The 23866-nt window shown below is 69.5% G+C and carries 20 protein-coding genes; 11 read left to right on the top strand and 9 right to left on the bottom strand.

Features of this window, described 5'->3' with window-relative positions:
• Window positions 1-19: 19 nt before the first annotated feature.
• The 3 genes from FOB47_RS07620 to FOB47_RS07610 form a co-directional block, all read right to left on the bottom strand.
• Entirely contained in the window at window positions 20-640 is a 621-nt protein-coding gene (locus FOB47_RS07620; protein WP_174780483.1) for a DUF4142 domain-containing protein, read from the bottom strand.
• Between the two features lie 53 nt (window positions 641-693).
• Window positions 694-882, bottom strand: coding sequence for a DUF3008 family protein (locus tag FOB47_RS07615; protein WP_006576892.1), 189 nt, complete (start codon window positions 880-882; stop codon window positions 694-696).
• A gap of 123 nt (window positions 883-1005) precedes the next feature.
• Window positions 1006-1419: a CBS domain-containing protein gene (locus tag FOB47_RS07610; protein WP_170292932.1), complete on the bottom strand. Its 414-nt coding sequence runs from the start codon at window positions 1417-1419 to the stop codon at window positions 1006-1008.
• A 259-nt stretch (window positions 1420-1678) separates the two neighbouring features.
• Here FOB47_RS07610 and FOB47_RS26125 point away from each other — a divergent pair, with 259 nt between their 5' ends.
• Together FOB47_RS26125 and FOB47_RS07600 are read left to right on the top strand one after the other, a co-directional pair.
• The gene (locus tag FOB47_RS26125; RefSeq protein WP_244959196.1) at window positions 1679-3154 is read left to right on the top strand and encodes a BON domain-containing protein; all 1476 of its coding nucleotides are present in this window, start codon (window positions 1679-1681) and stop codon (window positions 3152-3154) included.
• A gap of 163 nt (window positions 3155-3317) precedes the next feature.
• Entirely contained in the window at window positions 3318-3629 is a 312-nt protein-coding gene (locus FOB47_RS07600) for a hypothetical protein (RefSeq protein WP_174780482.1), read from the top strand.
• 24 nt (window positions 3630-3653) lie between these two features.
• On the opposite strand, the gene serA is transcribed toward FOB47_RS07600, so the two are convergent.
• The 3 genes from serA to FOB47_RS07585 all read right to left on the bottom strand — a co-directional run bounded on the left by serA (window position 3654) and on the right by FOB47_RS07585 (window position 7063).
• Complete coding sequence (serA, locus tag FOB47_RS07595; RefSeq protein WP_174780481.1) at window positions 3654-4886, bottom strand: phosphoglycerate dehydrogenase; 1233 nt, start codon at window positions 4884-4886, stop codon at window positions 3654-3656.
• Window positions 4887-4947: 61 nt separating this feature from the next.
• Complete coding sequence (locus FOB47_RS07590; protein ID WP_053823646.1) at window positions 4948-5628, bottom strand: hypothetical protein; 681 nt, start codon at window positions 5626-5628, stop codon at window positions 4948-4950.
• Window positions 5629-5749: 121 nt separating this feature from the next.
• Window positions 5750-7063, bottom strand: coding sequence for an MFS transporter (locus FOB47_RS07585; RefSeq protein ID WP_174780480.1), 1314 nt, complete (start codon window positions 7061-7063; stop codon window positions 5750-5752).
• Between the two features lie 132 nt (window positions 7064-7195).
• Here FOB47_RS07585 and FOB47_RS07580 point away from each other — a divergent pair, with 132 nt between their 5' ends.
• The 5 genes from FOB47_RS07580 to FOB47_RS07555 all read left to right on the top strand — a co-directional run bounded on the left by FOB47_RS07580 (window position 7196) and on the right by FOB47_RS07555 (window position 15310).
• Window positions 7196-8110: a LysR substrate-binding domain-containing protein gene (locus FOB47_RS07580; RefSeq protein ID WP_174780479.1), complete on the top strand. Its 915-nt coding sequence runs from the start codon at window positions 7196-7198 to the stop codon at window positions 8108-8110.
• 164 nt (window positions 8111-8274) lie between these two features.
• The gene (locus FOB47_RS07575) at window positions 8275-9213 is read left to right on the top strand and encodes a damage-inducible protein (RefSeq protein ID WP_174780478.1); all 939 of its coding nucleotides are present in this window, start codon (window positions 8275-8277) and stop codon (window positions 9211-9213) included.
• Window positions 9146-10750, top strand: a complete 1605-nt coding sequence (locus tag FOB47_RS07570; RefSeq protein WP_053823649.1) for a Y-family DNA polymerase — start codon at window positions 9146-9148, stop codon at window positions 10748-10750. The genes FOB47_RS07575 and FOB47_RS07570 overlap by 68 nt, the downstream gene beginning before the upstream one ends.
• Before the next feature lie 389 nt (window positions 10751-11139).
• Window positions 11140-11592, top strand: a complete 453-nt coding sequence (locus FOB47_RS07560) for a DUF3800 domain-containing protein (RefSeq protein ID WP_244959195.1) — start codon at window positions 11140-11142, stop codon at window positions 11590-11592.
• Window positions 11593-11782: 190 nt separating this feature from the next.
• A complete protein-coding gene (locus tag FOB47_RS07555; protein WP_420839245.1) occupies window positions 11783-15310 on the top strand; it encodes an error-prone DNA polymerase in 3528 nt (1175 codons plus the stop codon).
• A 17-nt stretch (window positions 15311-15327) separates the two neighbouring features.
• Here the strand turns inward: FOB47_RS07555 and FOB47_RS07550 are convergent, their stop codons facing one another.
• Window positions 15328-16860: a M81 family metallopeptidase gene (locus FOB47_RS07550; RefSeq protein ID WP_174780474.1), complete on the bottom strand. Its 1533-nt coding sequence runs from the start codon at window positions 16858-16860 to the stop codon at window positions 15328-15330.
• Between the two features lie 97 nt (window positions 16861-16957).
• Window positions 16958-18292, bottom strand: a complete 1335-nt coding sequence (locus FOB47_RS07545; RefSeq protein ID WP_390884832.1) for an MFS transporter — start codon at window positions 18290-18292, stop codon at window positions 16958-16960.
• Between the two features lie 297 nt (window positions 18293-18589).
• Here FOB47_RS07545 and FOB47_RS07540 point away from each other — a divergent pair, with 297 nt between their 5' ends.
• The 4 genes from FOB47_RS07540 to FOB47_RS07525 all read left to right on the top strand — a co-directional run bounded on the left by FOB47_RS07540 (window position 18590) and on the right by FOB47_RS07525 (window position 22756).
• Window positions 18590-19585, top strand: a complete 996-nt coding sequence (locus FOB47_RS07540) for a LysR family transcriptional regulator (RefSeq protein ID WP_174780473.1) — start codon at window positions 18590-18592, stop codon at window positions 19583-19585.
• A gap of 200 nt (window positions 19586-19785) precedes the next feature.
• Entirely contained in the window at window positions 19786-21288 is a 1503-nt protein-coding gene (locus FOB47_RS07535) for an MFS transporter (RefSeq protein ID WP_174780472.1), read from the top strand.
• On the top strand, window positions 21288-21950 hold the full coding sequence (locus tag FOB47_RS07530) for a TetR/AcrR family transcriptional regulator (RefSeq protein ID WP_053823654.1): 663 nt from the start codon (window positions 21288-21290) through the stop codon (window positions 21948-21950). Before FOB47_RS07535 ends, FOB47_RS07530 begins: the two co-directional genes overlap by 1 nt.
• A 191-nt stretch (window positions 21951-22141) precedes the next feature.
• The gene (locus FOB47_RS07525) at window positions 22142-22756 is read left to right on the top strand and encodes a hypothetical protein (protein WP_174780471.1); all 615 of its coding nucleotides are present in this window, start codon (window positions 22142-22144) and stop codon (window positions 22754-22756) included.
• A 10-nt stretch (window positions 22757-22766) separates the two neighbouring features.
• Here FOB47_RS07525 and FOB47_RS07520 read toward each other — a convergent pair whose 3' ends face one another.
• Window positions 22767-23801: an aldo/keto reductase gene (locus FOB47_RS07520; RefSeq protein WP_174780470.1), complete on the bottom strand. Its 1035-nt coding sequence runs from the start codon at window positions 23799-23801 to the stop codon at window positions 22767-22769.
• Between the last annotated feature and the right edge of the window lie 65 nt (window positions 23802-23866).

Raw genomic sequence — 23866 nt, 5'->3', positions numbered from 1 at the left:
AGACAGCAGCGCCGCGCCATCAGCGCTGCGCGATACCGCTGCGCCAGGTCACGGTCCGCGTCGACATCGACTTGCCCTGCGACAGGCGCTCTTCGAGCATCGGCAATGCCCGCTTGGCGAACGCGCGCAGCGCCGGGTCCTTGCCGATCTCGGCCTGCCGCTGGAACAGTGCCAGCGCCTGCCGGTTGGCATCGACCGCGACGATCTGCACGAACATCCGGTCGAACTCGGCGCCCTTCAGCGAACGCAGCTTGGTGACCTCGGGCGCTTCGGGCAGCCGCTGTTCGGGCTGCACGCCCTTGCTCTGCGCGATGCGCGCCAGTTCCGCCGCGAGCGCGCGGTAGTCGCGCGCGGCGCTGCGGGCGTAGGCCAGCAGTGTCGGATCGGCGGAGACCTCGAGCGCCATGCTGGCGGTCTCGACGCCCATCGCGGCGGTCAGGATCGCTTCGTCGATAAAGCGCAGGTCGTCGGTCGACAGCGACGTCGCGGGCGGCTTGGACGCCCCGGTGGGCGGCGTCGCCAGCGGCGAGGTGGCGGCCGGCTGCCCCGGCGCCGGGCCGGCGGCCAGCGCGGTGGCCACGGCCGCGGCGGCCAGCAGCAGCCGCGCCGCCATGCGAGGGGTGGATGCGATCGTCGTCATCGCGGATCTCCATCGACGCAACGCCGCCGGCGGGCCAACGCCGGTGGCGTGCATCAGCTCTCGGACTTGTGGTCCGGCTTGCCCTTCTGCGGCGTCGATGCCATGTCGTGCAGCTCCTTCTCGCTCATCGACTTGTACATCGACTTCGACGCGCCCTTGAGCTCGCCGACCTTCCTGTCGCCACGCTTGGCCGACAGCGCCGCGCCGGCGGCCATTTGCTGCGATTTCGATTTGGCTGGCATCGGGTCCTCCATTCATTGACAGTCGGGGTCGGATGGTGGGTGAGGGTTGCAATCTTGCAAGCCTTGTAAATCCCGGTCGCTGCCGCAGCCCGCAGGCAAGCGGCATTCGACGTCGGCGGGGCGTCAGCGGGACGGCTGCGCCGGTTGCGAAACGCCTTCCAGGGCCTCGCCCGCGCCGCCGGTATCGCCGGTCTTCACCGCCAGGTCGCCCAGCGACACCATGCCGACCAGTTGATGATCCTTGTCGATCACCGCCAGACGGCGGATCTGATGCGCCGCCATCTTCTCCCGCGCGGTATCGACCGACTCGTCGTCGCTGCACCACTGCACGTCCTGCGTCATTGCCTGCGTGACCTTGGTGTTGGCCGGGTCGGCTCCCGCGGCGGTGCATCGCACGGTGATGTCGCGGTCGGTGACCATGCCGGTCAGCCGGCGCCCGTCGCAAACGGGCAGCGCGCCGACGTCGAGCTGGGCCATCAGTTCGGCCGCGCGCTTGATCGTGTCGTCCTGGGTCAGAAAGGCCGGCTGTGCGGTCATCACATCGCGTAGAACGCCGCCTGACCGTTGGGCGCCGCCTCCTTGCATCTGGGTTGCCATCGTCGTTTCTCCTTGCGGATGGTTGGCACTGCGTGCGCTTGGCACGCATCGACGGTTTCGCAAGATGCGTTCCAGAGCGCCTGCCGGGATGACGCCGCCGTGACACGCCGGGCGCGGCCGATCGCCGCGACGGTACGGTTCTTGCGCGGCTGCATCGATACGGGCGCGCATCGCGCCGGACCACGTGCAGGAGAGCGATATGCGAAACGAATCCATGCGACGCAATCGGCCGGACCAATCCTGGCCTGGCTACGACCAACGTGACGATGGCTGGAGCGACAACCGCTCCGAACGCTGGGCCCAGGACGACTGGCAGGCGGAATCGGAAGGCAACGAGTGGGAGTCGCGCTGGCGCCGCGCGCAGATGACGCCCTACCAGCTCAGCGAGGGCGGCCCGCCGCGCGGCGCGTTCGATGACGACGATACCTATGGCACCGGCTATGGCCGCGAAGCCGGCCGGCAGGGCCAGCCATACCGCGGCGGTGGCAACGGGGGCTATGGCGAGGGCCGCTACAGCGGCGAGCAATACACCAGCGGTCAGTCAGGCCGCAGTCAATACGGCCGCGCGCAAGGCGGCGGCGGTGGCGGTGGCGGCCAGTATGGGCGCGGCCAGTACGGGCGCGGCGATGGTGGGCGCCGCCATGGCGGTGGCCGATACGGTGGCGAGTCCGCTTATGGCGCCCAATATGGTTCCGATTACGGCGGCCGATATGGGCGTGAATACGGCGGCCAATCGGGCAGCGAATACGGCGGTCAGTACGGCCGCCAATATGGCAGCAGCGGATACGGCAGCAGCGGATACGGCGGCGGCGAATCGTCGACCCGCCGCAACGAGTACCGCACCGACCCGTGGCAGTCGGGCTATTCCGGCGCCGCGGCGCTGGAGACGGGCACCGGACCCTCGTACGCCACCGGCACGCGCGGCGACGAATGGAGCGACGAGGACGAGCGCTACGGAGGAACGACCGGCACCACCACGTGGCGCGGCGGCCAGCGGCAAGGGATGCGCAACCGCGACCAGGACTGGCTGCGCGAGGCCGAACGCAGCAGCGGCTACAGCAACGCCGGTACGTCGAACTACGGCTGGGACCGCTTCGACGACGACTGGCCCGGCCGCAACTACGCGGTGCCGGAACACCGCTACGGCGGTGACTATCGCGAGGAATGGTCGGGCCGCGATGCCGGCCGGCTGTCGGCCGGGGAGCTGAGCTATGGCGGCGGCTACGGCGGCGAATATCGCGGCGAATACCGCGGCGAATATGGCCGCGACGAGCGTCGCGATCGCGACGACGATCGCGATGGACACGGTCCGCTGTACAACATCGGCCGGCGCATCGGCGAGGCGGTCAGCGAATTCTTCGGCACCGACGACCGGCCGCAGCGCCGGGTCGGCCCGAAAGGCTATCGCCGCAGCGACGAGCGGATCCGCGAGGCGGTGTGCGAACGGCTGGCCTATGCCGAGGGGCTGGATGTCAGCGAGGTGACGGTCGACGTCAACGGCGGCATCGTCAAGCTCGGCGGTACCGTCCGCGACCGCAACGAGAAGTACGACATCGAGGATCTGGTCGACAATGTGTTCGGCGTGACCGACGTGGAGAACGATATTCGCGTCCGCCGCGACAGCGGGGAATCGCCGGCGAAGATGGACGATCTGAAGGGCTGGACGCCGGACTGATCGCGACGGCGAGGCGGGCGGGTCTGTCCGGCGCCCGCCCGCCGCCTGCCCGTTGCCTGCGCCTGCCTGCGCTTGCGTGCGCCACCGCACGCGTGTCAGACAGCCGCCGATGGCGCCGCGCCGCCTGCTTGGGCAATATTGCGCCCACAACAGGGAGGGCGCCATGACCGCCAATGAGGGTTTGATCGCCGCCAACCGCACGGCGGCACCGCGCGATGCCGGCGCACCGGCATCGGGCCAGGCCGACACCAGAAAAACGCGCGCGCCATGGTGGCAGCCGGGCGTCTACTGCAGCGCGCCGGCCGTATTTCTGTGGATCGCGTCGCGCCTGCCGGAAGACATGCTGGCCCAGATGTTCCGCGGCGATTCGATGCCGCTGGTGCTCAATCAGCTCGGCGACGCGCTGTTCTTCTGCGGCTGGGTCATCAGCGCGATCCTGCTGTGGGGCAGCCGGCGCCAGCCGCCTGCCGCCTGACTCGCGAATTCCATCATCAACCGGCTACGAGGCCGCGCCCGCCACGCCGGCCTCCTCGCGCCTGAGCACGCGCAGCCGCAGCACGCCCGGCAGCGCTGCCAGCGCCTGCTCCAGCTCGGCCGAGGGCGCCTTGTCCAGATCGGTGACGACATAGCCGGTGGTGCCGCGCGTCTCCAGATGCTGGCCGGCGATATTGATGCCCTCGCGCGCGAGCAGCGTGTTCAATGCCGCCAGCGCGCCCGGCGCATTGCCGTGGACGTTCAATAGCCGCGCCGGACAATCGACCGGGCCCGGATCGACCTCGGGGAAATTGACCGCGCCGATGGTGGCGCCGGTGGTCATGTAATTGACCAGCTTGGCCGCGACCTCGACGCCGATGTTCTGCTGCGCCTCCTCGGTGCTGCCGCCGATATGCGGGGTCAGCAGCACGTTGGGCAGGTTCTGCAGTTCACTGACGAAGGCGTCCTTGTTGTTCTTCGGTTCGCTGGGGAAAACGTCGATGGCGGCGCCGCCAAGCCGTCCCTCGCGCAAGGCTTCGGCCAGCGCGGGAATATCGACCACGCTGCCGCGCGAGGCGTTGATCAGCATCGCGCCGCGCTTGAAGGCGGCCAGCACGGTCGCGTCGATCATGTTGCGCGTGCGCGGCGTCGCCGGAACGTGCAGCGTCACCACGTCGGCATGCGCGACGGCGTCGGCCAGCGAGCCGGCAGCCTTGGCCGAGCCCAGCGACAGCCGCGGCTGCACGTCGTAGTAGACCACGCGCATGCCCATCGCCTCGGCCAGCACGCCGACCTGCGAGCCGATATTGCCGTAGCCGACGATGGCGAGCGTCTTGCCGCGCGCCTCGAAGGCGCCGGCCGCGCCCTTGGCCCATTTGCCGGCATGCGCCAGCGTGTTCTTCTCGGGGATCCGGCGCAGCAGCATCACCGCTTCGCTGACGACCAGTTCGGCCACCGATCGCGTATTCGAGAACGGCGCGTTGAATACCGGAATGCCGGCCGCGGTCGCGGCGGCGAGATCGACCTGCGAGGTGCCGATGCAGAAGCAGCCGATCGACAGCAGATTCCCCGCGTGGCGAATGTCCTCGGCATGCAGATGGGTCGCCGATCGGATGCCGATCAGCTCGTTGGCGGCCAGCACTTCGTGCAGCTCGCCGCCGGCCAGCGCACCGGCGCGGCGGTCGACCTGCAGTCCGGCCTCGGCCAGCCGTTCACTGGCGCTTTCATGAATGTTTTCGAGCAGCATTACCTTGGTCATCGCGGCCTCGCATGGCGATCGTGGTGGGCCCGACGGTGTCGGTGCAGCGCTCTATCTTGCCTCAACTTCGGCAGGGAAGTGAGGTAGGCGACGATTTGCGGCGCGCCGGCCGGGCTGGCAGCGGGCCGCGTTCGGCGCTCTTGGCGTGAGACGTGGAGTGGGCGCCCGAGTGCGAGCCGGAGTGCGCGGACGTCGATGTCCTGGCCGAAGCGCCGAGCATTGCGTGGGCACGGATCAGCGGGGTCTCGTCGTTCGCCGCTTCCGCGTGCTGCGCATCGCGCCGGTCGCTGAATTCGTTCAGGTTGGCCTGCATCCGCTGCAGCATCGTCGACAGCATCGCGCGTTCGTCGCTGGTGAACGGGCTGACCGACACCGAATGCAGGGCCTTCAGCGACTGCGCGATGCGCTGCACGCGCGCGCGCTCGGCCTCGGGAACGACCGGCTGTCCTTCGGGCAGCGCGGGGCCGCACGCCATGCCGGCGCCGTCGACGAAACCGATCCAGCGATCGCGATGCAGTTCGGCCAGCAGATGCTCGGCCATCTCGACGTCGATCAGGATCGCGCCGAGGTAAGGGCGGTGGCGGACATAGTCGCCGCGCGCGATGGCACGCAGCAGGATCCATTTGACGTAGGTCAGGCCGGAGGTCGACAGCGTCGTATCGAGCGCGCGCTGCCAGGCCTTCATCGCCTCGACCAGGGCCACGATCGTCGGCTCTCCTGCATCACTGCGGTGCAGCGTCATCCATGTCTCCCTGTCATGTTTTTGAACGGCGTAACGTACACGAAAACCATGGCAGTTCGAGGGCAACTAAGGGAAATCGAGGACAACGTTTCCCTTCGATATGACGGCTGCGCCGCAGCTTTCAAGCCGCCGCCATCGCCGCCTCGCGATGACCGACCGGCCGGTCGTCGATTGGCCAGTGCAGCACGACCGCGCCGAGCCCGACCACGATCGCGCCGATCCACACCAGATCGTAGGAGCCGGTCCGGTCGAACAGATAGCCGCCGAGCCAGACGCCGAGGAAGGAGCCGAGCTGATGGCCGAGAAAGACGAAGCCGAACAGCGTCGCCACATAACGGGTGCCGAACACCTGCGAGACCAGGCCGCTGGTCAGCGGCACGGTGCCCAGCCAGACGAAGCCCATCACCGCGGCGAACACGAAGACGCTGACGCTGGAGAGCGGCACCAGCAGGAACAGCGCGATCGCCGCGGTGCGCAGCAGATAGATGCCGGCCAGCGCGCGATGGCGCCGCACATGGTTGCCGAGCAGCCCGCACAGATAGGTGCCGGCGATATTGGCCAGCGCGATGATCGCCAGCGCGATCACCGCGTCGCACGCGGACAGTCCGCGGTCGAGCAGATAGGCGGGCAGATGCGAGGCGATGAAGGCGAGCTGGAAGCCGCAGGCCAGGAAGCCGATGTTCAGCAGCCAGAAGCCGCGATGCCCGCAGGCCTGGCGGATCGCGGCGCGCATCGATTGCCGGTTGCCATCCGTGCCCGCCTGCGCCGCGGCCGATGCCTCGCTCGATGCCAGGGTCGATGCCGGGGTCGATGCCTCGGCTGCCCGGGCGCCGCGTTCGCGCAGCGGCCATACCAGCGGCAGCGCCAGCAGCGCGCAGACGGCCATCGACCACAGCGCGGCGCTCCAGCCGATCCGCTCGACGCCCGCCTGCACCGCCGGCACCAGCAGGAACTGGCCGAGTCCGCCGAACGACCCGGCCACGCCCAGCGCCCAGCCGCGCCGCTGCGCGCTGACCAGCCGGCTCAACGCGGCGAACACCACGCCGAAGGTCGTGCCCGACAGCGCCAGCCCGAGGCAGATGCCGGCGCTCCAGACAAAGGCGGCGGCGGTGCTCGCCTGCGTCATCGTGTAAAGCCCCAGCGCATACAGCAGCAGGCCGGCCAGCATCACGCGGGCCGAGCCGAAGCGGTCGGCGATCATGCCGGCGAACGGCTGCGCCAGCCCCCAGACGAGGTTCTGCACCGCCATCGCGAAGCCGAACGCCTCGCGCGTCCAGCCGCGCTCCATCGTGATCGGCAGCAGAAACAACCCCTGCACATGGCGCATGCCGAGCGCGAGGCCGAGGATCAGGCCGCCGGCCACGACCAGCACCAGCGGATCGGTGGCGGACAGCCGGGGAGCGGGGGAGCCGGGCGGGGAGGAGGAGCGGGACATGGTCGTGACGGCCTTCGGATGAGCGGTTAGCATGCGGTGAGATCACCGGCTTCCATTAAGCCGGCTGCATGGGGGCAGCTCAATTGATTTCTTTGTCCGCTCGCATGCGCTACAGGAATGTGAAAGGCCGCCATGCAAAATCTCGTCAGCCTGCCGTCGCTCGATCTGCTCAAGGGCTTTGTCGCCGTCGGCCGGCGCATGAGCATCACGCTCGCCGCCGAAGACCTGTGCCTGACCCAGTCCGCGGTCAGCCGGCAGATCAGCGCACTGGAGGCGCAGCTCGGCGTGCCGCTGCTGGTGCGCCGGCATCGCGCGATCGCGCTGACCAGTGCCGGCGAGCGGCTGTTCCGCAGCGCCAATGCCGCGGTCCAGCAGATCCAGGACGTGGTTGGCGAGCTGCGCGTGCAGGTCGCGCAGCGGCCCGTCACGCTGACCGCCAGCGTCGGCGTCACCGGCTTGTGGCTGCTGCGGCGGCTGGGGCGTTTGCAGCAGGCGCATCCGGAGCTGGAGCTGCGGCTGTCGGCCAGCAACCGGGTGGCGGACCTGCGCGCCGAACAGATCGACCTGGCGATCCGCTACTGCGCCGCCGACCATGCGCCGCCGGGCGCGATCGCGCTGTTCGGCGAGACCATCGTGCCGGTCGCGCATCCCGCGCTGGGCGTCGCGGCGATCGACAGCGTGCGGGCGCTGCAGGGCCTGAATCTGCTCGAGCTCGACGACGACACCAATCCGCGGCTGCGCTGGCGCCATTGGCTCGAGGAGCGCGGCTGGCAGGGAGCGAAGCCGCGCGCGATGACGCAGTTCAACCAGTACGACCAGGTCATCCATGCCGCGCTGGCGGGACAGGGCGTCGCGCTGGGGCGGCTGGAGCTGATCCGTGACCTGCTCGACGACAGGCAGCTCGGCGTGGTCGCCGCGCCGCCGCCGGCTTCGGGCGACAGCTTCGGCTACTGGCTGATCCAGGCGGACGAGCGTCCGCGTGCCGATGTGCTGAAGGTGGTGGCATGGATCCGCCAGGAGGCGGCGGGGCATCGGATCGGAAGTTGACTTTCCCGAGTCCGGCGGTGGGTCTCTGTTGAGTCCGGTCAAAATACTGTATAAACATACAGTATCCGAAAGCCGAGTCTTTCCGGCGCTGTGAAGCGCACAACAGCGCACAAGAGCGCGCACACCAACGCACAGAGTGTGCACGGAGAGACATAGAGATCACCATGATTGCGTCATCGCCTGCCGTCACGTCACCGCCTTCCCTGCCGCAAGCCCCGCTGGATCGCCAGCGCGCGCTGGCCGAACTGGAGCGGCGCCATCCCGACCTGTGGCGGGCCGGCCAGCTCGGCCGCGCCGCCTCGCTGCCGGTATGGCCGACCGGCTACGACGCGCTGTCGGCACAGTTGCCTGGCGGCGGCTGGCCGGTCGGCGCGGTGACCGAGCTGCTGGTGCCGGACAACGGCGTCGGCGAAGTGCGCCTGTTGCGGCCGGCCTTGCAATCGCTGACCGAGGCCGGGCGCCGGCTGGTATGGATCGGCGCGCCGCATGCCGTCAATGCGCCGGCGCTGGCGGCCTGGGGTTTGCCGGCCCGGCAGGTGTATTGGGTCCGGGCCAACGAAGAAGAGGGCGCGGCCCGCCAGGCCGCCGCCAAGGGCAGGCGTCCGGCTCGCCAGACCGCCCAGGCCACCCAGGCCGCCCGCCAGGCCGATCTGCTGTGGGCCGCCGAGCAGGTGCTGCGCAGCCAGGCCTTCGGCGGCGTGCTGGTGTGGCTGCCCTCGGCCCGTCCCGAGGCGGTGCGGCGGCTGCAGGTGCTGGCCCAGGCCAGCGACGCGGTGGTCTGGGTCTGCCGTCCTGCCGCGGCCCTGCGCGAATCGTCGCCGGCGGTGCTGCGGCTGCTGCTGTCGCCGCTGCCCGGCAATGCGCTGTCGATCGTGTTCCACAAGCGGCGCGGACCGGTGCGCGATACCCCGCTGATCCTGCCGCTCGGCGCGATGCCGGCGGTGCCGGCCGGGCGCTCGGCGGTGGCCGAGCCGGTGCCCGAATCGATGGCACCGGCGACCGCAAGCGCCAACGAATCCCTCCACGAGTCCGATCATGCCGTTCTGGATCGCGGTGCATCTGCCGCGCCTGCCGCTGGACGCGCTGCACCCCAGCTGGCCTGAGGCCGCGGGCACCGCCGGCAGCAATACCGGCGGCAACATCGGCACGCTCAACCATGCGGTGCCGACGGTCGTGCTGGAGCAGGAGCGGGTGGTGCTGGCCAACCGGCCGGCGATGGCGCTGGGCGTGTCCGCCGGCATGCGGCGCGGCGGCGTGCAGGCGCTGTCGGCGGAGATCGTGCATCTGGAGCGCGACCCGGCCGCCGAAGCGCAACTGCTGACCGCGGCCGCGCTGGCGCTGCTGCGCTTCACGCCGCAGGTCACGCTGGACGAGGAACTCGGCCCCGCCACCGTCGCGCTCGACGTGACCGCCAGCCTGCGCCTGTTCGGCGGCCATCGCGCGCTGTGCCGCGCGGTGCGTGCCTGCGTGCGCAGCCTCGGCACCTTCGCGCAGATCGGCTGCGGCACCACCGCCCATGGCGCCGCCTGGCTGGCCGCGATGCCGCTGCGGCTGGGGCGCCGCGGCCAGGTGCTGCGGCCCGCGCGGCGGGCGGTGCGGGCCGAGCGGATGGCGCGGCTGCTGGACCGGCTGCCGGTCGAGATGCTGGCAAGCCTGGCCGATCCGCGCTGGCTCGACGGCATCGGTTGCCGCACCGTCGGCGAGGTCCGCTGGCTGCCGCGCGCGGGACTGCAGCGCCGGCTCGGCACGGACCTGCTGACGCGGCTGGACCAGGCCTATGGCGAGACGCCGGCGCGCCTGGGCTGGTTCGCCGCGCCGCCGACCTTCGCCGAACGGATGGAACTGCCGGGGCGGACCGAATCGGCCGCCGGCGTGCTGGCCGGCGCCCAGCGTCTGCTGCAGGCGGTGGCCGGCTGGCTGACCGCGCATCAGGCCGGCGTCACGCGCTTCGTGCTGCGCCTCGAGCACGAACGCCAGCGGCGCGACGCCGCCATCGCCGCCACGCCGGTGACGGTCAGCCTGGCCCAGCCCAGCCGCGATCCCGGGCATCTGTCGCGGCTGCTGCAGGAAAAGCTCGACCGGCTGCAGTTCGATGCGCCAGTGGTCGGCCTGATGCTGAAGGTCGAGACCGTGGCCGAATGCCTGCCGCAGAGCGACACGCTGTTTCCGGAGCCGGGCGGCGGGCAGGCCGAACTCGGCCGCGTGCTCGATACGCTGGTGGCGCGGCTGGGCCGCGAGAACGTGTTGCAGCCGCATCCGCTGGCGGACCATCGGCCCGAATGCGCCAACCGCTGGCGGCCGGTCGACGAAGCCGGCACGGGCCGCGCCAACGGATCGCCACGCGCGGCCGCCGGGTCGGCCGATGCGGCTGTCTTGCCCGATCGCCCGCTATGGCTGCTGGAACCGCCGCTGCGCCTGCCGGTGCGCCGGCACAGCCCCTGTCACGGCAGCCCGCTGACGCTGCTGTCCCGGCCCGAACGCATCGAGTCAGGCTGGTGGGACGGCGCCCTCGCCACGCGCGACTACTTCATCGCCGAACGCGGCGACGGCCTGCGCTGCTGGATCTACCGCGAACGCCCCGGGCGAGAAGGAGAGGAGGAGGGGGAGTACCGGTGGTTTTTGCACGGGTTGTTTGGATAACGTCACCCGGGCGGTTGAAATCAGCGAGGCATGTCCCCATAATCGCGGATGTAGCGGCGTGGCGGTTTAAATGACAACGCTTGGCCCAGAGCCACCTGCGACAAACTGCGTCGTAATCGTAAGCGTACTTTGAGTACGTCAGGTCTGGGTACCGCACCTTTCGATAGCCTCCCTTTCGGGAGGCTATTTTCATATGGCCATCACCATCTATTTGGACGAAAGCGGTTGTTTAGGCTGGAAATTGGATGCTCCATATCAACGTGGAGGATCAAGCCGGCATTTCACTCTTGCCGCCGCAATCATCCCTGATGGTCGCGAATCGATTCTGACCCGTCCTGTCAGGGGCCTATACACTCGACGCAAGTCCGCTTTGCCGCGAGTTGAAGTCGGTGGAGCTTTCATCAGGGGAGCGCGTCGGCTTTGCACACGAGTTGGTAAAGATCCGCAGCGCTCATGCGGGTGTCCACTTCGTTGCCATCACCGTGCGCAAAGAAAATGTAAGCGCTGCGTTCCGCAATCACCCAAATGGCCTGTACAACTACATGGCCAAATTGTTGCTGCTGGACGTGATGGCTGAAAGCGATTCTGTGTGCTTCATCCCGGATGCCCGCTCACTCAAGACCGAATTGAAGCATGCGTTGCATGACTACCTTCGTACCGAGTTGGCCATAAGGGGCGCCACTACGCAGTTACAGACCACCCCTTGGGAAAGCAAGGATAGCTTGGCACTCCAGTTTGTCGACATCTTGGCGGGCATCGTCTGGGCACATCATGAGTTCCGTAATTGCCAAGCGCATCGCATCGGGACTTCCGCGATCCTTCAGAAGAGGCTGTTTTTCTAGGTGAACTGCAAAGGTGTTGTGACCCATCTCTCGCAGAGCAACGTCGATTAGAGGGCCAAGCTCGCACTGCACAATCCGCCTTGCCTTCGGCGGCCATAATACTGTATAAATATACAGTATCGATCCAGGGCGTTCCCCTCGCAGTGCTGTGTCCCAAGCTCCACCTCAGCTCCCCTTTTCCACGTCGTCGCTGCCGCCATCGCTGGCGTCGCTGCTGCTTGGCAGCCTGCCGGACTATGCGGAGCTGCACTGCATTTCCAACTTCACCTTCCTGACCGGTGCTTCTCATCCCGAGGAGCTGATCGAGCGCGCGCTGGCGCTGGGCTATCGCGGGCTGGCGCTGACCGATGAGGCCTCGGTGGCCGGGACGGCGCGGGCGCATCACGCGCTGAAGACGCTGCGCGAGCGCACCTGCGAGGCGGTGGAGCGCAGTGCGGCGCGGCTGGCGAGGATGGCCGCCGGCGCCTCACCCGACGACGCGGACGACGATGACGAATACGACGATGACGACAACGAAATGTGGCTCGCGGCGCCATCGTCAGGCCCGGGGGCAGCCGCTGCCCTGGCCGATCCGCCGGCAGGCGGGGCGGTCCAGCCGGAGTTCCTGCGCCGGCATGCGCGCCTGCTGGCCCGTGCGGAGGCGGCCGAAGCCTTCCGGCTGCTGATCGGCAGCCGCATGACGCTGCAGGCGGGCGAAGGCCAGGGCAAGGGCGAAGCCACAGGCGAGCTTGACTTGCGGCAACGGAAAGTCTCGTCCGAAGTCCCGCCCGAAGCCCCGTCCGAAGTCCCATCCGAAGTCCCATCCGGTATCCGGCTGATCCTGCTGGCGCAGGACCGCGAGGGGTTCGGCAATCTGTGCGAACTGATCACGCTCGGACGCCGGCGCGCCGACAAGGGCAGCTACCAGCTGTACCAGCACGACATCAGCGATCCCGCTGCCGAAGAAGCGCATCTGCGCGGCATGCCGCATTGCCTGGCGCTGCTGCTGCCGGACTACTGCGCCGACCCCGACACGCTGCGTGCGCAGGCGCAATGGTGCCGCGCGGTCTTCGGCGAGCGCGTCTGGATCGCGCTGGAACTGCTGCAGGAACATGCCGACGCGCTGCATCGCGAGCGGCTCGAGGCGGTGGCCGCCGACACCGGCGTGCCGCTGGTGGCCGCCGGCGCGGTGCAGATGCATGTGCGCTCGCGCAAGCCGCTGGCCGATGTGCTGACGGCGATCCGGCTGGGGCAGCCGCTGGGCGCCTGCGGCGCCGCGCTGGCGCCCAATGCCGAGCGCCATCTGCGGATGCGGCAGCGGCTGTCGCGGCTCTATCCGCGCGAGGCGCTGGCGCAGACGGTGAAGATCGCCCAGGCCTGCGACTTCTCGCTCGATGCGCTTCGCTACGAATATCCCGAGGAGCTGGTGCCGAAGGGCCATACGCCGAGTTCCTACCTGCGCCAGGAGACGCTGGCCGGCGCGGCACTGCGCTATCCCGACGGCATTCCGCAATCGGTGCGGCAACGGCTCGAGGACGAGTTCGCGCTGATCGAGGAAAAGGGCTACGAGCATTTCTTCCTGACCGTCTACGACATCGTCCGCTTTGCACGCGGCAAGGGCATCCTGTGCCAGGGCCGCGGCTCGGCCGCCAACTCGGTGGTCTGCTACTGCCTGTACATCACCGAGGTCAGCCCCGAGCAGACCAATCTGCTGTTCGGCCGCTTCATCTCGCGCGAGCGCGACGAGCCGCCCGACATCGACGTCGACTTCGAGCACCAGCGGCGCGAGGAGGTGATCCAGTACATCTACGACCAGTACGGCCGCCATCGCGCCGCGCTGGCCGCGACGCTGATCACCTATCGTGCCCGCAGCGCGCTGCGCGACGTGGGCCGCGCGCTCGGCATCGACCCCGGCGTGGTCGAGCAGGTGGTCAAGGGCCAGGCGTGGTGGGAGAGCGGCCACACCTTCGTCGAACGCATTGCCCGCTACGGGCTCGACCCCGATTCGCCGGCGGTGCGCCAGTGGGCCAGCCTGGTGGCGCAGCTGCGCGGTTTCCCGCGCCACCTGTCGCAGCATGTCGGCGGCTTCGTGATCGCGCGCGACAAGCTGTCGCGGCTGGTGCCGATCGAGAACGCGGCGATGGAGAAGCGCAGCGTGATCCAGTGGGACAAGGACGATCTCGAATCGCTGGGCCTGCTGAAGGTCGATGTGCTGGCGCTCGGCATGCTGACCGCGATCCGCCGCGCGCTGGCGATGATCCCGAATCCGAATCCCGCGCATCCGCAGCTGCCTTGCCGCATGGAGGACATCCCGCAGGACGACGAGGACACCTACGACATGCTGTGCAAGGCGGACACCGTCGGTGTGTTCCAGGTCGAGTCGCGCGCGCAGCAGTCGATGCTGCCGCGGCTGCAGCCGCGCCGCTACTACGACCTGGTGGTCGAGGTCGCGATCGTGCGGCCGGGGCCGATCCAGGGCGGCATGATCCATCCCTATCTGAAGCGGCGCGAGATGGTCCGCCGCACCGGCAAGCTGCCGACCTATCACAACGAGGTGATCCGCCGCGTGCTGGGCCGCACGCTGGGCGTGCCGATCTTCCAGGAACAGGTGATGCAGCTGGCCATCGACGCGGCCGGCTTCACGCCGGGACAGGCCGACCAGTTGCGCCGTTCGATGGCCGCGTGGCGGCGCAAGGGCGATCTGAAGCGCCACCAGGACGCGCTGATCAAGGCGCTGACCCGCAACGGCTATCCGGAGGCGTTCGCGCAGGCGATCTGCAAGCAGATCGAGGGCTTCGGCGAATACGGCTTCCCGGAAAGCCATGCCGCCAGCTTCGCCAAGCTGGTCTATGTCAGCGCGTGGATCAAGTGCCATCATCCCGCGGCCTTTCTTTGCGCCTTGCTGAACAGCCAGCCGATGGGCTTCTATTCGCCGTCGCAGCTGGTGCAGGACGCGCGCCGCCATCGCGTCAGGTCGCTGCCGCCGGACGTGACGGTCAGCGGCTGGGAAAGCGTGCTGGAGAACGACGCGGTGCGGCTGGGCCTGAACCGGGTCAAGGGCATGCGCGAGGCCGCCGCGCTGCGGATCGAACGGGCCCGGCTCGAGCGGCCCTTCGCCAGCGTCGAGGATCTGGTGCTGCGCGCCGGACTCGATCGGCACGATATCGACGTGCTGGCCGCGGCCGATGCGCTGCGCTCGCTGGCCGGCCATCGCCGCCAGGCCCGCTGGCAGGCCCGCGCCGCGGCGGTGCAGGCCGCGCATCGCGACCTGCTGCACAGCGCGCCGCCGGCCGAGGGCGCGCTGGCGCTGCCGGCGCCGAAGCTGGGGCAGGAGCTGGTGGATGACTACGCCAGCCTGGGCCTGTCGCTGAAGGCCCATCCGCTGACGCTGCTGCGCCGGCGCCTGGCGGGAATGGGCTATGCCACCGCGCGCGACCTGGCCCGGCTACCCAATGGGCGGCGGGTGCGGGCCTGCGGCATCGTCACCGTGCGCCAGCGGCCCGGCACCGCCAGCGGCACGATCTTCTCGTCGATCGAGGACGAGACCGGTTCGGTCAACGTGATCCTGTGGCCCGACCTGGTCGAGCGCCAGCGCAAGGAGGTGCTGGGCGCGGCCTTGCTCGGCGTGGTCGGCACCTGGCAGCGGCAGGGCGAGGTCCGGCATCTGATCGCCAAGGAACTGGTCGACCTCAGTCCGCTGCTGGGCCGGCTGGTGGCGGGCAGCCGGGATTTTCACTGACGATTCATCGATCCGCGTCAGGAATGCTGGAAAGCCGGCCCCAGCGGCCGCAGCCGCAATCCGGCCGGCAGTTTCTTCCACGGCAGATCGGCCGGATCGGCCAGCAGCGGGCCCGGCGCCTTGGCCACCAGCACGGCCTCGGCGATCGGCTGGAAGTCGGCGCGGAAATGCACCGAACTCTTGTTGACCAGGATCTTCATCCGCTCCGGCTCGACGCCGGCCATCCGGTACAGATTGCGGTCCAGCATCTGGGCCTTGCCGGCGCTGACGACCACGTGCACGCCGCCGATCGTCAGCCGCGCCGCCGGCCCGACATCGACGTCCATGCCGTTCATCATCGGACCGTCGAAACGGCAGCGGCCATCGGACAGCTGCGCGACGCGGAAGGTCGCCTCGAACGGCGCGTCGCCCGGCACGCCGGACTGGCCGCCCAGCGCGATCGTGATATCGCTGCCGACGCCGGCGGCATGCGCGGCGCGCACCGCTTCCGGATCGACGATCAGCCCGATCGCGGCATCGGTGGCGCCGGCGCGTACCAGCGCGCGCAGCATGCCGGTCGTGTTCGAGTCGCCGCCGGCGCCGGGGTTGTCCTGCGTGTCGGCGATCACCACCGGCCGGCTCGCCGCCTGCGACAGCCGCATCGCTTCCCGTACCGCCTCGTCCGGCGTCAGGAACGGCACCGCCCAGTCGGCCTCGCGCGCGACGACCGCGTCGGTCAGCGCGGCCACCGCCTGCTCGATACGCGCGGCGTCGTCGCCATAGCCCCAGACCACGCCGCCGCATTCGGCGAAGTCCGCCGCCGGAAAGCCCGGCGTGAACGACAGCGACACCACGCCGTCCAGCTCGCGCTCGAGCTCGTCGAGCAGCGCATAGATGCCGCGCGCCGGTTCCAGGAACGTGCATTGGCCGTTGATCGGGATCAGGAAGGGCAGGCGGCGCGCCGCGCGATGCAGCGGGCGGCTGCCATGGCTGCCGTCGCCGTTGCCTTTGCCGAGCAGGCGCTGCAGCAGCTGCGCCGCGCGCGCGCCGGTGTCCGCCATGTCGACGTGCGGATAGGTGCGGTAGGCGACCAGCGCATCGGCGCTCTCCAGCATGCGCTGCGTGACGTTGGCATGCAGGTCGAGGCTGGCGACGATCGGCACGTCCACGCCCACCGCGGCGCGCAGCCGGGCCAGCAGCTCGCCTTCGCCATCGTCGTGTTCATCGGTCACCATCGCGCCGTGCAGGTCCAGATAGATCGCGTCGGGCCGCTGCGCGCGCGCGGCGTCGACGATCTCGCCGGCGATGCGCTCGAACGCGTCGGTGGCCACATGTGCCGAGGGGCTGGCGCCGGCCCAGATCACCGGCAGCAGTTGCGCCTCACCGCGCGTCAGTTCGCCGATCGCGCGGATGAAGCCGCCCGCCGGAATATTGACGTCGCGCAGCGCCAGCACGTCGGCGCCGCGCACCATCGCGGGAAAGCCCTCGCCGCGGACGAAGTTGTCGTAGTGGGCCTTCGACGGCGCGAAGGTATTGGTTTCGTGCTGGAAACCGGCGAGAAGGATGCGCATGGGTCGGTAGTCGTTCAATTCGGATTGGAGAAATGGGGCGTCGATGGCAAGCGGGGCAAGCGGGGCCGGGGCACGCATCAACGCGCCCCGGCACACTTCAGCGAACCGCGGAGGGCGCGCGGTCCTTCGGCAGCCGGTTCAGCAGGATGGCCAGGCCGCCGGCGGCCAGCAGCCCCACCATCGCCAGCAGTCCGCCTTCGAGCGAACCGGTCAGGTCCTTGACCGCGCCGATCAGCGTCGGGCTGACGAAGCCGCCCAGCAGGCCGAGGCTGTTGATCAGCGCGATGCCGCCCGCGGCCGCGGTGCCCTGCAGATATTCGGACGGAATCGCCCAGAACACCGTGTAGGCGGCCCACATCGCGGCGGTGGCGACGGTGATGCTGATCAGCGACAGCGTCAGGTTGTCGGCGGTGAAGGCCGCGATCGCCAGCGTGGCGGCACCGACGAAGGCGAGCGTCGCGCTGTGCCAGCGCCGTTCCTGGCGACGGTCGGAGCTGCGCGCCGCCAGGAACATCAGGACCGCGGCGGCGACGTAAGGCAGCGCCGAATACATGCCGATCGCCATCGTGCTGGTCACGCCAGCGCCCTTCAGGATCGTCGGCAGCCAGAAGCTGACCGCGTAGATGCCGCTGATCAGGCAGAAGTAGCCGAACGCCAGCGCATAGATGCGCGGATCGCGCAGCACGGTGGCGAAGCTATGGTGGCCGCCGCCGGCACGCGCGGCGCCGATGTCGTGCGCCAGCAGCCGGCGCTCGCGGTCGGACAGCCAGCGCGCCTGCGCCGGCGTGTCGTCGAGGTAGAAGTAGGCGATCACGCCGAGCAGCACGCACGGCAGCCCCTCGATCAGGAACATCCATTGCCAGCCGGCCAGCCCGTGCGAGCCCGCCAGCGCGGTCATGATCCAGGTCGATACCGGGCCGCCCGCCATGCCGCCGATCGGGCCGGCCAGCATCACGATCGCCATCACGCGGGCCATGCGCGCGCCGCCGTACCAGTAGGTCAGATAGAAGATCATGCCCGGCGCGAAACCGGCCTCGAACACGCCGAGCAGGAAGCGCAGCGCGTAGAAGCTGTGGGCATCGCGCACGAACAGCATGCATGCCGAGGTCGCGCCCCACAGCACCATGATCCGGCTGATGGTCTTGCGCGCGCCGATGCGCGCCAGCAGCAGGTTGCTCGGCACCTCGAACATCACGTAGCCGAGGAAGAAGATGCCGGCGCCCAGCCCGTAGACCGCGTCGCTGATGCCGACGTCCTGCTGCATCTGCAGCTTGGCAAAGCCGATGTTGACCCGGTCCAGGTAGGCGAACACATAGCACAGCAGCAGGAAGGGCAGCACGCGCAGGCTGATCTTGCGATAGATCGGCGCCAGCGCGTCGGGCGTGGCCGCCATCGCGTCGGATGGATTCCACGAGGTGGTGGTCTGTTGCATCGATGTCTCCGGGTGCCGCAGGCACGGTGGGGGTTGGCAGGACGGGCGCTTGTTCTGATCGGGCTGCTGCTGTCGTTGTGCTGTCGTTGTCCCGTAGGCCGGCATCCGCGCGGGCGCGGCCGGCCTTCGCGCATTGTTGCCAACGCGGCCGTTGAGGAACAATAGCCATCGCTGTACGATTCCGTTGCTTTTTGGTCAACGCTGGGTGGGCCAGGACCGCCGCCGCCCAACCACCTTCGCGGCCACCGTCGCCACCACCTTCGCCACCACCTTCGCCACCACCTTCGAGGAAACGCCGTGCCCCTGTCCCCCGATCCGAACCGCGACGGCGCCTTGCCGGCCGGCCTCAGCGAACGCCGGCTGCGCTACTTCTACGCCGCCGTCGTCGCCGGCTCGATCCGCGCCGCCGCCGACAAGCTCGATGTCGAACCGTCGGTGATCAGCCGGCAGATCCAGCAGCTCGAAGGCGAGCTCGGCGCGACGCTGCTGGAGCGCCGCGGCCGCGGCGTGATGCCGACCGAAGCGGCCCAGCTGGTGCTCGACCACTACCGCGAGCGGCTTGCCGGCGAGGAAACGTTGCTGGCGCGGCTGCAGGAACTGAATGGGCTGCAGCGCGGGCAGATCCAGATCGTCGCCGGCGAGGGTTTCATCGACGAGCTGATCCACGCGGTGCTCAACGAGTTCTGCCAGCGCTATCCGAAGATCAACGTCACGCTGGAGCTGATGAACGTCAACGAGGTGGTGCGCGCGGTCGCGGAAGATCGCGCGCATGTGGGTCTGGCCTATGCGCCGCCGCCGGAGCCGACGCTGCGCGTGCTGGCCGCGCGGCGCCAGCCGGTCTGCGTGATCGCGCGGCCCGACCATCCGCTGGCGCGGCGCGGCAAGACGCTGACCATCGCGGACATCCTGCCGTATCCGGTCGGCCTGATGACGCCGGGCTTCGGCCTGCGCCAGGTGATCCAGCTGGTCGAACTGACCGAAAAGGTCCGCTTCACGGCGGCGCTGACCACCAACTCGATCGCCGCGCTGAAGCACTACGCCAGCACCGGTCTGGGCGTGACCTTCCTGCCGGCCCTGGCGGTCGCGCGCGAACTGGGCCACCAGCTGGTCGCTTTGCCGGTGCGCAACGCGGTGCTGGAAGCCGCCGACGCGCAGCTGATCGTGCGCGACAAGCGGCCGCGCTCGGCGGCGGTCAAGCGCCTGCTCGACTATCTGGCGGAGATGACGGTGCTGCGTGCAGACGGGGAGGGGGGCGGGCGGGCGCGCAAGGTGCGCAACCGCCGCACGGCTTGAGCGCCACGCAGCCGCGGCGGCCGGCGCCTCTGGCGGCGTCAAATATGTCGTAAAGCCAACATCACAACGCAGAAGTGGACATCGTCCATTTGTGTGCTATGGTTGTGAACGCTGTACACAACAGTGCAAAACGCCAGCGCGTCAACGCTCCTGAAGTCACAAGCACAAACAAAAAACCAAGAACCGAAAAAGGACACCCCATGCAGCACACACTCGATGACCGCAAGCGCTGGCTCGCGCTGATGGTCCTGTGCCTGGGCGAGCTGATGATCGTGCTGGACACGACCATCGTGAACGTCGCCCTGCCGTCGATCCGCAACGAATTCGGCTTCACCGAGACCGCGCTGGTCTGGGTCGTCAACGCCTATATGCTGACCTTCGGCGGCTTCCTGCTGCTCGGCGGCCGGCTCGGCGACCTGTTCGGCCACCGCCGCCTGTTCCTGCTCGGCATCACGCTGTTCACGCTGGCTTCGCTGGCCTGCGGCGTGGCGCAATCGCAGGGCCTGCTGGTGGCCGCGCGCGCGGTGCAGGGTATCGGCGGCGCGGTCGTGTCGGCGGTGGCGCTGTCGCTGATCATGGACCTGTTCTCGACGCCGTCCGACCGCGCCAAGGCGATGGGCGTCTATGGCTTCGTCTGCGCGGGCGGCGGCAGCATCGGCGTGCTGCTCGGCGGGCTGCTGACCAGCGCCTTGAGCTGGCACTGGATCTTCCTGGTCAACCTGCCGATCGGCGTCGCGGTCTACGCGCTGTGCGTGGCATTGATCCCGAACCTGCCGGGCTCGGCCAACGGTCAGCGCCTCGACGTCGGCGGCGCGGTGACGATCACGGTTTCGCTGATGCTGGCGGTCTATGCGGTGGTCAACGGCAACGAGGTCGGCTGGCTGGCCATGCAGACCGTGTCGATGCTCGGCATCGCGGTGGCGCTGCTGCTGGTGTTCCTGCTGATCGAGTCGCGCGTCGCGCATCCGCTGATGCCGCTGGGGCTGTTCCGGCTGCGCAATGTCGCGGTCTCCAATGTGGTCGGCGTACTGTGGGCCGCGGCGATGTTCGCCTGGTTCTTCATCTCGGCGCTGTATCTGCAGCTGGTGCTCGGCTACACGCCGATGCAGGTCGGCCTGGCATTCCTGCCGGCCAACCTGATCATGGCGGCGTTCTCGCTGGGCCTGTCCGCGCGCCTGGTGATGCGCTACGGCGTGCGCGCGCCGCTGGCCGCCGGGCTGCTGCTGGCGGCGCTGGGCCTGCTGCTGTTCGCGCGCGCGCCAGTCGGCGGCGGCTTCGTCGTCGACGTGCTGCCCGGCATGCTGCTGCTGGGACTGGGCGCGGGCATCGCGTTCAATCCGGTGCTGCTGGCGGCGATGAGCGATGTCAAGCCGAGCGATTCCGGCCTGGCGTCGGGCGTGGTCAATACCTCGTTCATGATGGGCGGCGCGCTCGGCCTGGCGGTGCTCGCCAGCCTGGCGGCGGGCCGCACCGCGGGCGTGGCCGCCGCCGGCGGCGCGCCGGCCGACGCGCTGAACGCGGGCTATCACCTCGCGTTCCTGGTCGGCGCGGTGTTCGCGCTGGTGGCCGCGGTGCTGGGCGGCATGCTGTTGCGCACGCGTACCGCGCCGGTGTCGGTGACGCCGGAAGGCGCCGAGGCCGCCGCCGAAGGCGGTGCGACGGAAACGGGCATGGCCGCGCCCCACGGCGGCCATGCAGCCTGATGGTCACCGCACTGAAGCTGGCGGCCGCGCCGCCGCCGCGCACGACCTATCGCCACGGCGATCTGCGTCGCGCGCTGATTGACGCCGGCATCGCGCTGGCAAGCGACGGCGGCCCCGACGCGGTGGTGCTGCGCGAGGCGACGCGCCGCGCCGGCGTGGTGCCCAATGCCGCCTACCGGCACTTCGCCAATCGGCAGGCGCTGTTCGAGGCGGTACGCGCGGCCGCGCTGTCGGCGCTGGCGGTGGCGATGGAAACCGAGCTGGCCGCTGCGGCCGAGCAGGTCGACCGCAATGACCCGGCCGCCAGGGCGCGCGCCGACCTGCGCGCGATCGGCGCCGGCTATCTGAAGTTCGCGCAGACGCAGACGGGTCTGTTCCGCACGGCCTTCGCCACGCCGAGCATGGTGGAGGACGACCCCGATCCCGCCAAGGCCGGCCCCGGCGGCCTCAATCCCTTCCAATTGCTAGGCGCCGCGCTGGACCGGCTGGTCGCGGCCGGCGTGCTGCCCGCCGAGCGGCGCCCCGGAGCCGAGTACCTGGCCTGGTCGGCGGTGCACGGGCTGGCGCTGCTGATCATCGACGGCCCGCTGCGCCATGCCGACGAAGCGCTGCGCATTGCGCTGGGCGAGCGCGTGCTGGCGATGGTCGAGAAGGGGCTGTAGCGCGCTGCGAACGGCGGGGCTGGCGTTGGCCGCGCGCGCCCAACGCGCCCAACGCGGCCAATGCGCCGTTTCACACTCGCATGCCGATGCGGCAATACATCGCTATGCGTACATTCCTCACACGTTTTCAGTAGCCCGCGTCCGGGATGCCGGCAAAGATGGCGCCTCGCTTCCACTCGACGAGGACAAGCATGTTCACCGTATTGAAGTCGTGGCTCTCCGGCACGCCGCAGCCGCTGTATCTGTCCGCCGCGCCGGCCACCGGCCGCATGACGTTGGCCGATCGGCAGAACGATGAGGTATCGATCGCGTTCATCCACGCCGATGTCAACGCGCCGCCCACCGCGGAGCGAGGGTCGGCGCCGGCCCTCGTCGAGATCTACCGCTGCAGGCAGAGCCGCGCGGAATACCTGCGCGAAGCGCTGGCCTTGCACGCCGATGGCGGGAGCAATCCACGCCGGGATGCCGGCATTCAGCCGGCACCGCGCCGCGGCGAAGCGCGGGTTCCGGCGGCACCGCACGATGGCCGCGAAGCGCTGCGATACCACGGCCGCAGGAATGCGCCGATGCGGCAGCGGGGCCGGCCACGCCCGGCCGGCACGCGAGCGCGCCCGCTGCGGCTCGGCGGCGGTTCGGAACCGTGCTTGCCGACCCAGATTGTCCATATATCGCGCTGCCTGACCGAGCTGGGCCAGGACGATCCCGGCAGCGGCCGGGACGGCCTCGGCCTCGGCATCGCGACGCTGGCGGGGATCGACTCGCCCGGGCTGTCGCGCTCGATCTACGACATGGGGCGCGGCTGGTGAGGCCGGCCGATCAGTCCGCCGCCGCCACCTTGACCGGCCGCCCCGTGAACGGATAGTTCGGATCGGTATAGCCCGGCGTCGACGGATGTCCGGGCGCCACCAGCGCATCGACCATCGCTTCTTCTTCGGGCGACAGCGTCGCGCCGATCGCGCCGAAATAGTCCTCGAACTGCGCCAGCGTGCGCGGACCCGCGATCACCGAGGTGATCAGCGGATTGGCCAGTACCCATGCGGTGGCGAACTGGCCGGCCGTCAGGCCGCGGCCCTCGGCGTGGGCCTTCAGCTGCTGCGCGATGACCAGCGATTCCTCGCGGAACTCGGTCTGCATCATGCGGCGATCGGCGCGTCCGGCGCGCGTGCCGGCCTCCGGCGCTTGTCCCGGCAGGTACTTGCCGGTCAGCACGCCGCGCGCGACCGGGCTATAGGGCACCACGCCGAGCCCATAGTATTCGCAGGCCGGCAGGATCTCGACCTCGGGCATCCGGTTCAGCAGGTTGTAGTAGGGTTGACAGGCGACCGGCCGCGGCACGCCCAGCTGATCGCACAGCCGCGCGATCTCGGCGATGCGCCAGCCGCGGAAGTTCGACACCGCCCAGTAGCGGATCTTGCCGTCGCGCACCAGATCGCCCATCGCGCGCACCGCCTCCTCCAGATTCTCGTCGGCGTAATCGCGGTGCAGATACAGGATGTCGATGTAGTCGGTCGCCAGCCGCCGCAGGCTGTCCTCGACCTCGCGCAGCACCCAGACCCGCGAGTAGTGGCCATGGTTCGGCGCGGACCCCATCGCGTTGCCCAGCTTGGTGGCGAGGATCCACTGCTGCCGCTCGGCCTCGATCAGCCGGCCCACCATCTGCTCGGAGCCGCCCTTGCTGTAGACGTCCGCGGTGTCGATGAAGTTGACGCCATGGTCGCGCGCGCTGGCGACGATGCGCCCGGCCTCGGCCTCGTCGGTCTGGTCGGCGAACATCATCGTGCCCAGGCACAGCGCGGACACCTTCAGATTGCTGCGGCCCAGGCGGCGGTATTCCATCTTGAATTCGGACATGTCGATTCCTCGAGATCGGGTCGTACGGAAACTGTGATAGCGGGATAGCGGGGATGAAACCGGGG

The organism is Cupriavidus gilardii, from assembly GCF_013347325.1.
GTDB lineage: Bacteria > Pseudomonadota > Gammaproteobacteria > Burkholderiales > Burkholderiaceae > Cupriavidus > Cupriavidus gilardii.
Note: the sequence above shows the minus strand (reverse complement) of the source record. Positions and strands in the feature narration are given on the sequence as shown.

Bases quoted from the DNA above. Each gene is read 5' to 3' on its own strand.
- FOB47_RS07610 (WP_170292932.1), bottom strand. From the start codon at position 1,419: ATGACCGCACAGCCGGCCTTTCTGACCCAGGACGACACGATCAAGCGC.
- FOB47_RS07520 (WP_174780470.1), bottom strand. From the start codon at position 23,801: ATGTCCGAATTCAAGATGGAATACCGCCGCCTGGGCCGCAGCAATCTG.
- FOB47_RS07580 (WP_174780479.1), top strand. From the start codon at position 7,196: ATGCAAAATCTCGTCAGCCTGCCGTCGCTCGATCTGCTCAAGGGCTTT.
- FOB47_RS07550 (WP_174780474.1), bottom strand. From the start codon at position 16,860: ATGCGCATCCTTCTCGCCGGTTTCCAGCACGAAACCAATACCTTCGCG.
- FOB47_RS07590 (WP_053823646.1), bottom strand. From the start codon at position 5,628: ATGACGCTGCACCGCAGTGATGCAGGAGAGCCGACGATCGTGGCCCTG.
- FOB47_RS07535 (WP_174780472.1), top strand. From the start codon at position 19,786: ATGCAGCACACACTCGATGACCGCAAGCGCTGGCTCGCGCTGATGGTC.
- serA (WP_174780481.1), bottom strand. From the start codon at position 4,886: ATGACCAAGGTAATGCTGCTCGAAAACATTCATGAAAGCGCCAGTGAA.
- FOB47_RS07575 (WP_174780478.1), top strand. From the start codon at position 8,275: ATGATTGCGTCATCGCCTGCCGTCACGTCACCGCCTTCCCTGCCGCAA.
- FOB47_RS07585 (WP_174780480.1), bottom strand. From the start codon at position 7,063: ATGTCCCGCTCCTCCTCCCCGCCCGGCTCCCCCGCTCCCCGGCTGTCC.
- FOB47_RS07600 (WP_174780482.1), top strand. From the start codon at position 3,318: ATGACCGCCAATGAGGGTTTGATCGCCGCCAACCGCACGGCGGCACCG.
- FOB47_RS07615 (WP_006576892.1), bottom strand. From the start codon at position 882: ATGCCAGCCAAATCGAAATCGCAGCAAATGGCCGCCGGCGCGGCGCTG.
- FOB47_RS07525 (WP_174780471.1), top strand. From the start codon at position 22,142: ATGTTCACCGTATTGAAGTCGTGGCTCTCCGGCACGCCGCAGCCGCTG.
- FOB47_RS07620 (WP_174780483.1), bottom strand. From the start codon at position 640: ATGACGACGATCGCATCCACCCCTCGCATGGCGGCGCGGCTGCTGCTG.
- FOB47_RS07530 (WP_053823654.1), top strand. From the start codon at position 21,288: ATGGTCACCGCACTGAAGCTGGCGGCCGCGCCGCCGCCGCGCACGACC.
- FOB47_RS07570 (WP_053823649.1), top strand. From the start codon at position 9,146: ATGCCGTTCTGGATCGCGGTGCATCTGCCGCGCCTGCCGCTGGACGCG.
- FOB47_RS07545 (WP_390884832.1), bottom strand. From the start codon at position 18,292: ATGCAACAGACCACCACCTCGTGGAATCCATCCGACGCGATGGCGGCC.
- FOB47_RS26125 (WP_244959196.1), top strand. From the start codon at position 1,679: ATGCGAAACGAATCCATGCGACGCAATCGGCCGGACCAATCCTGGCCT.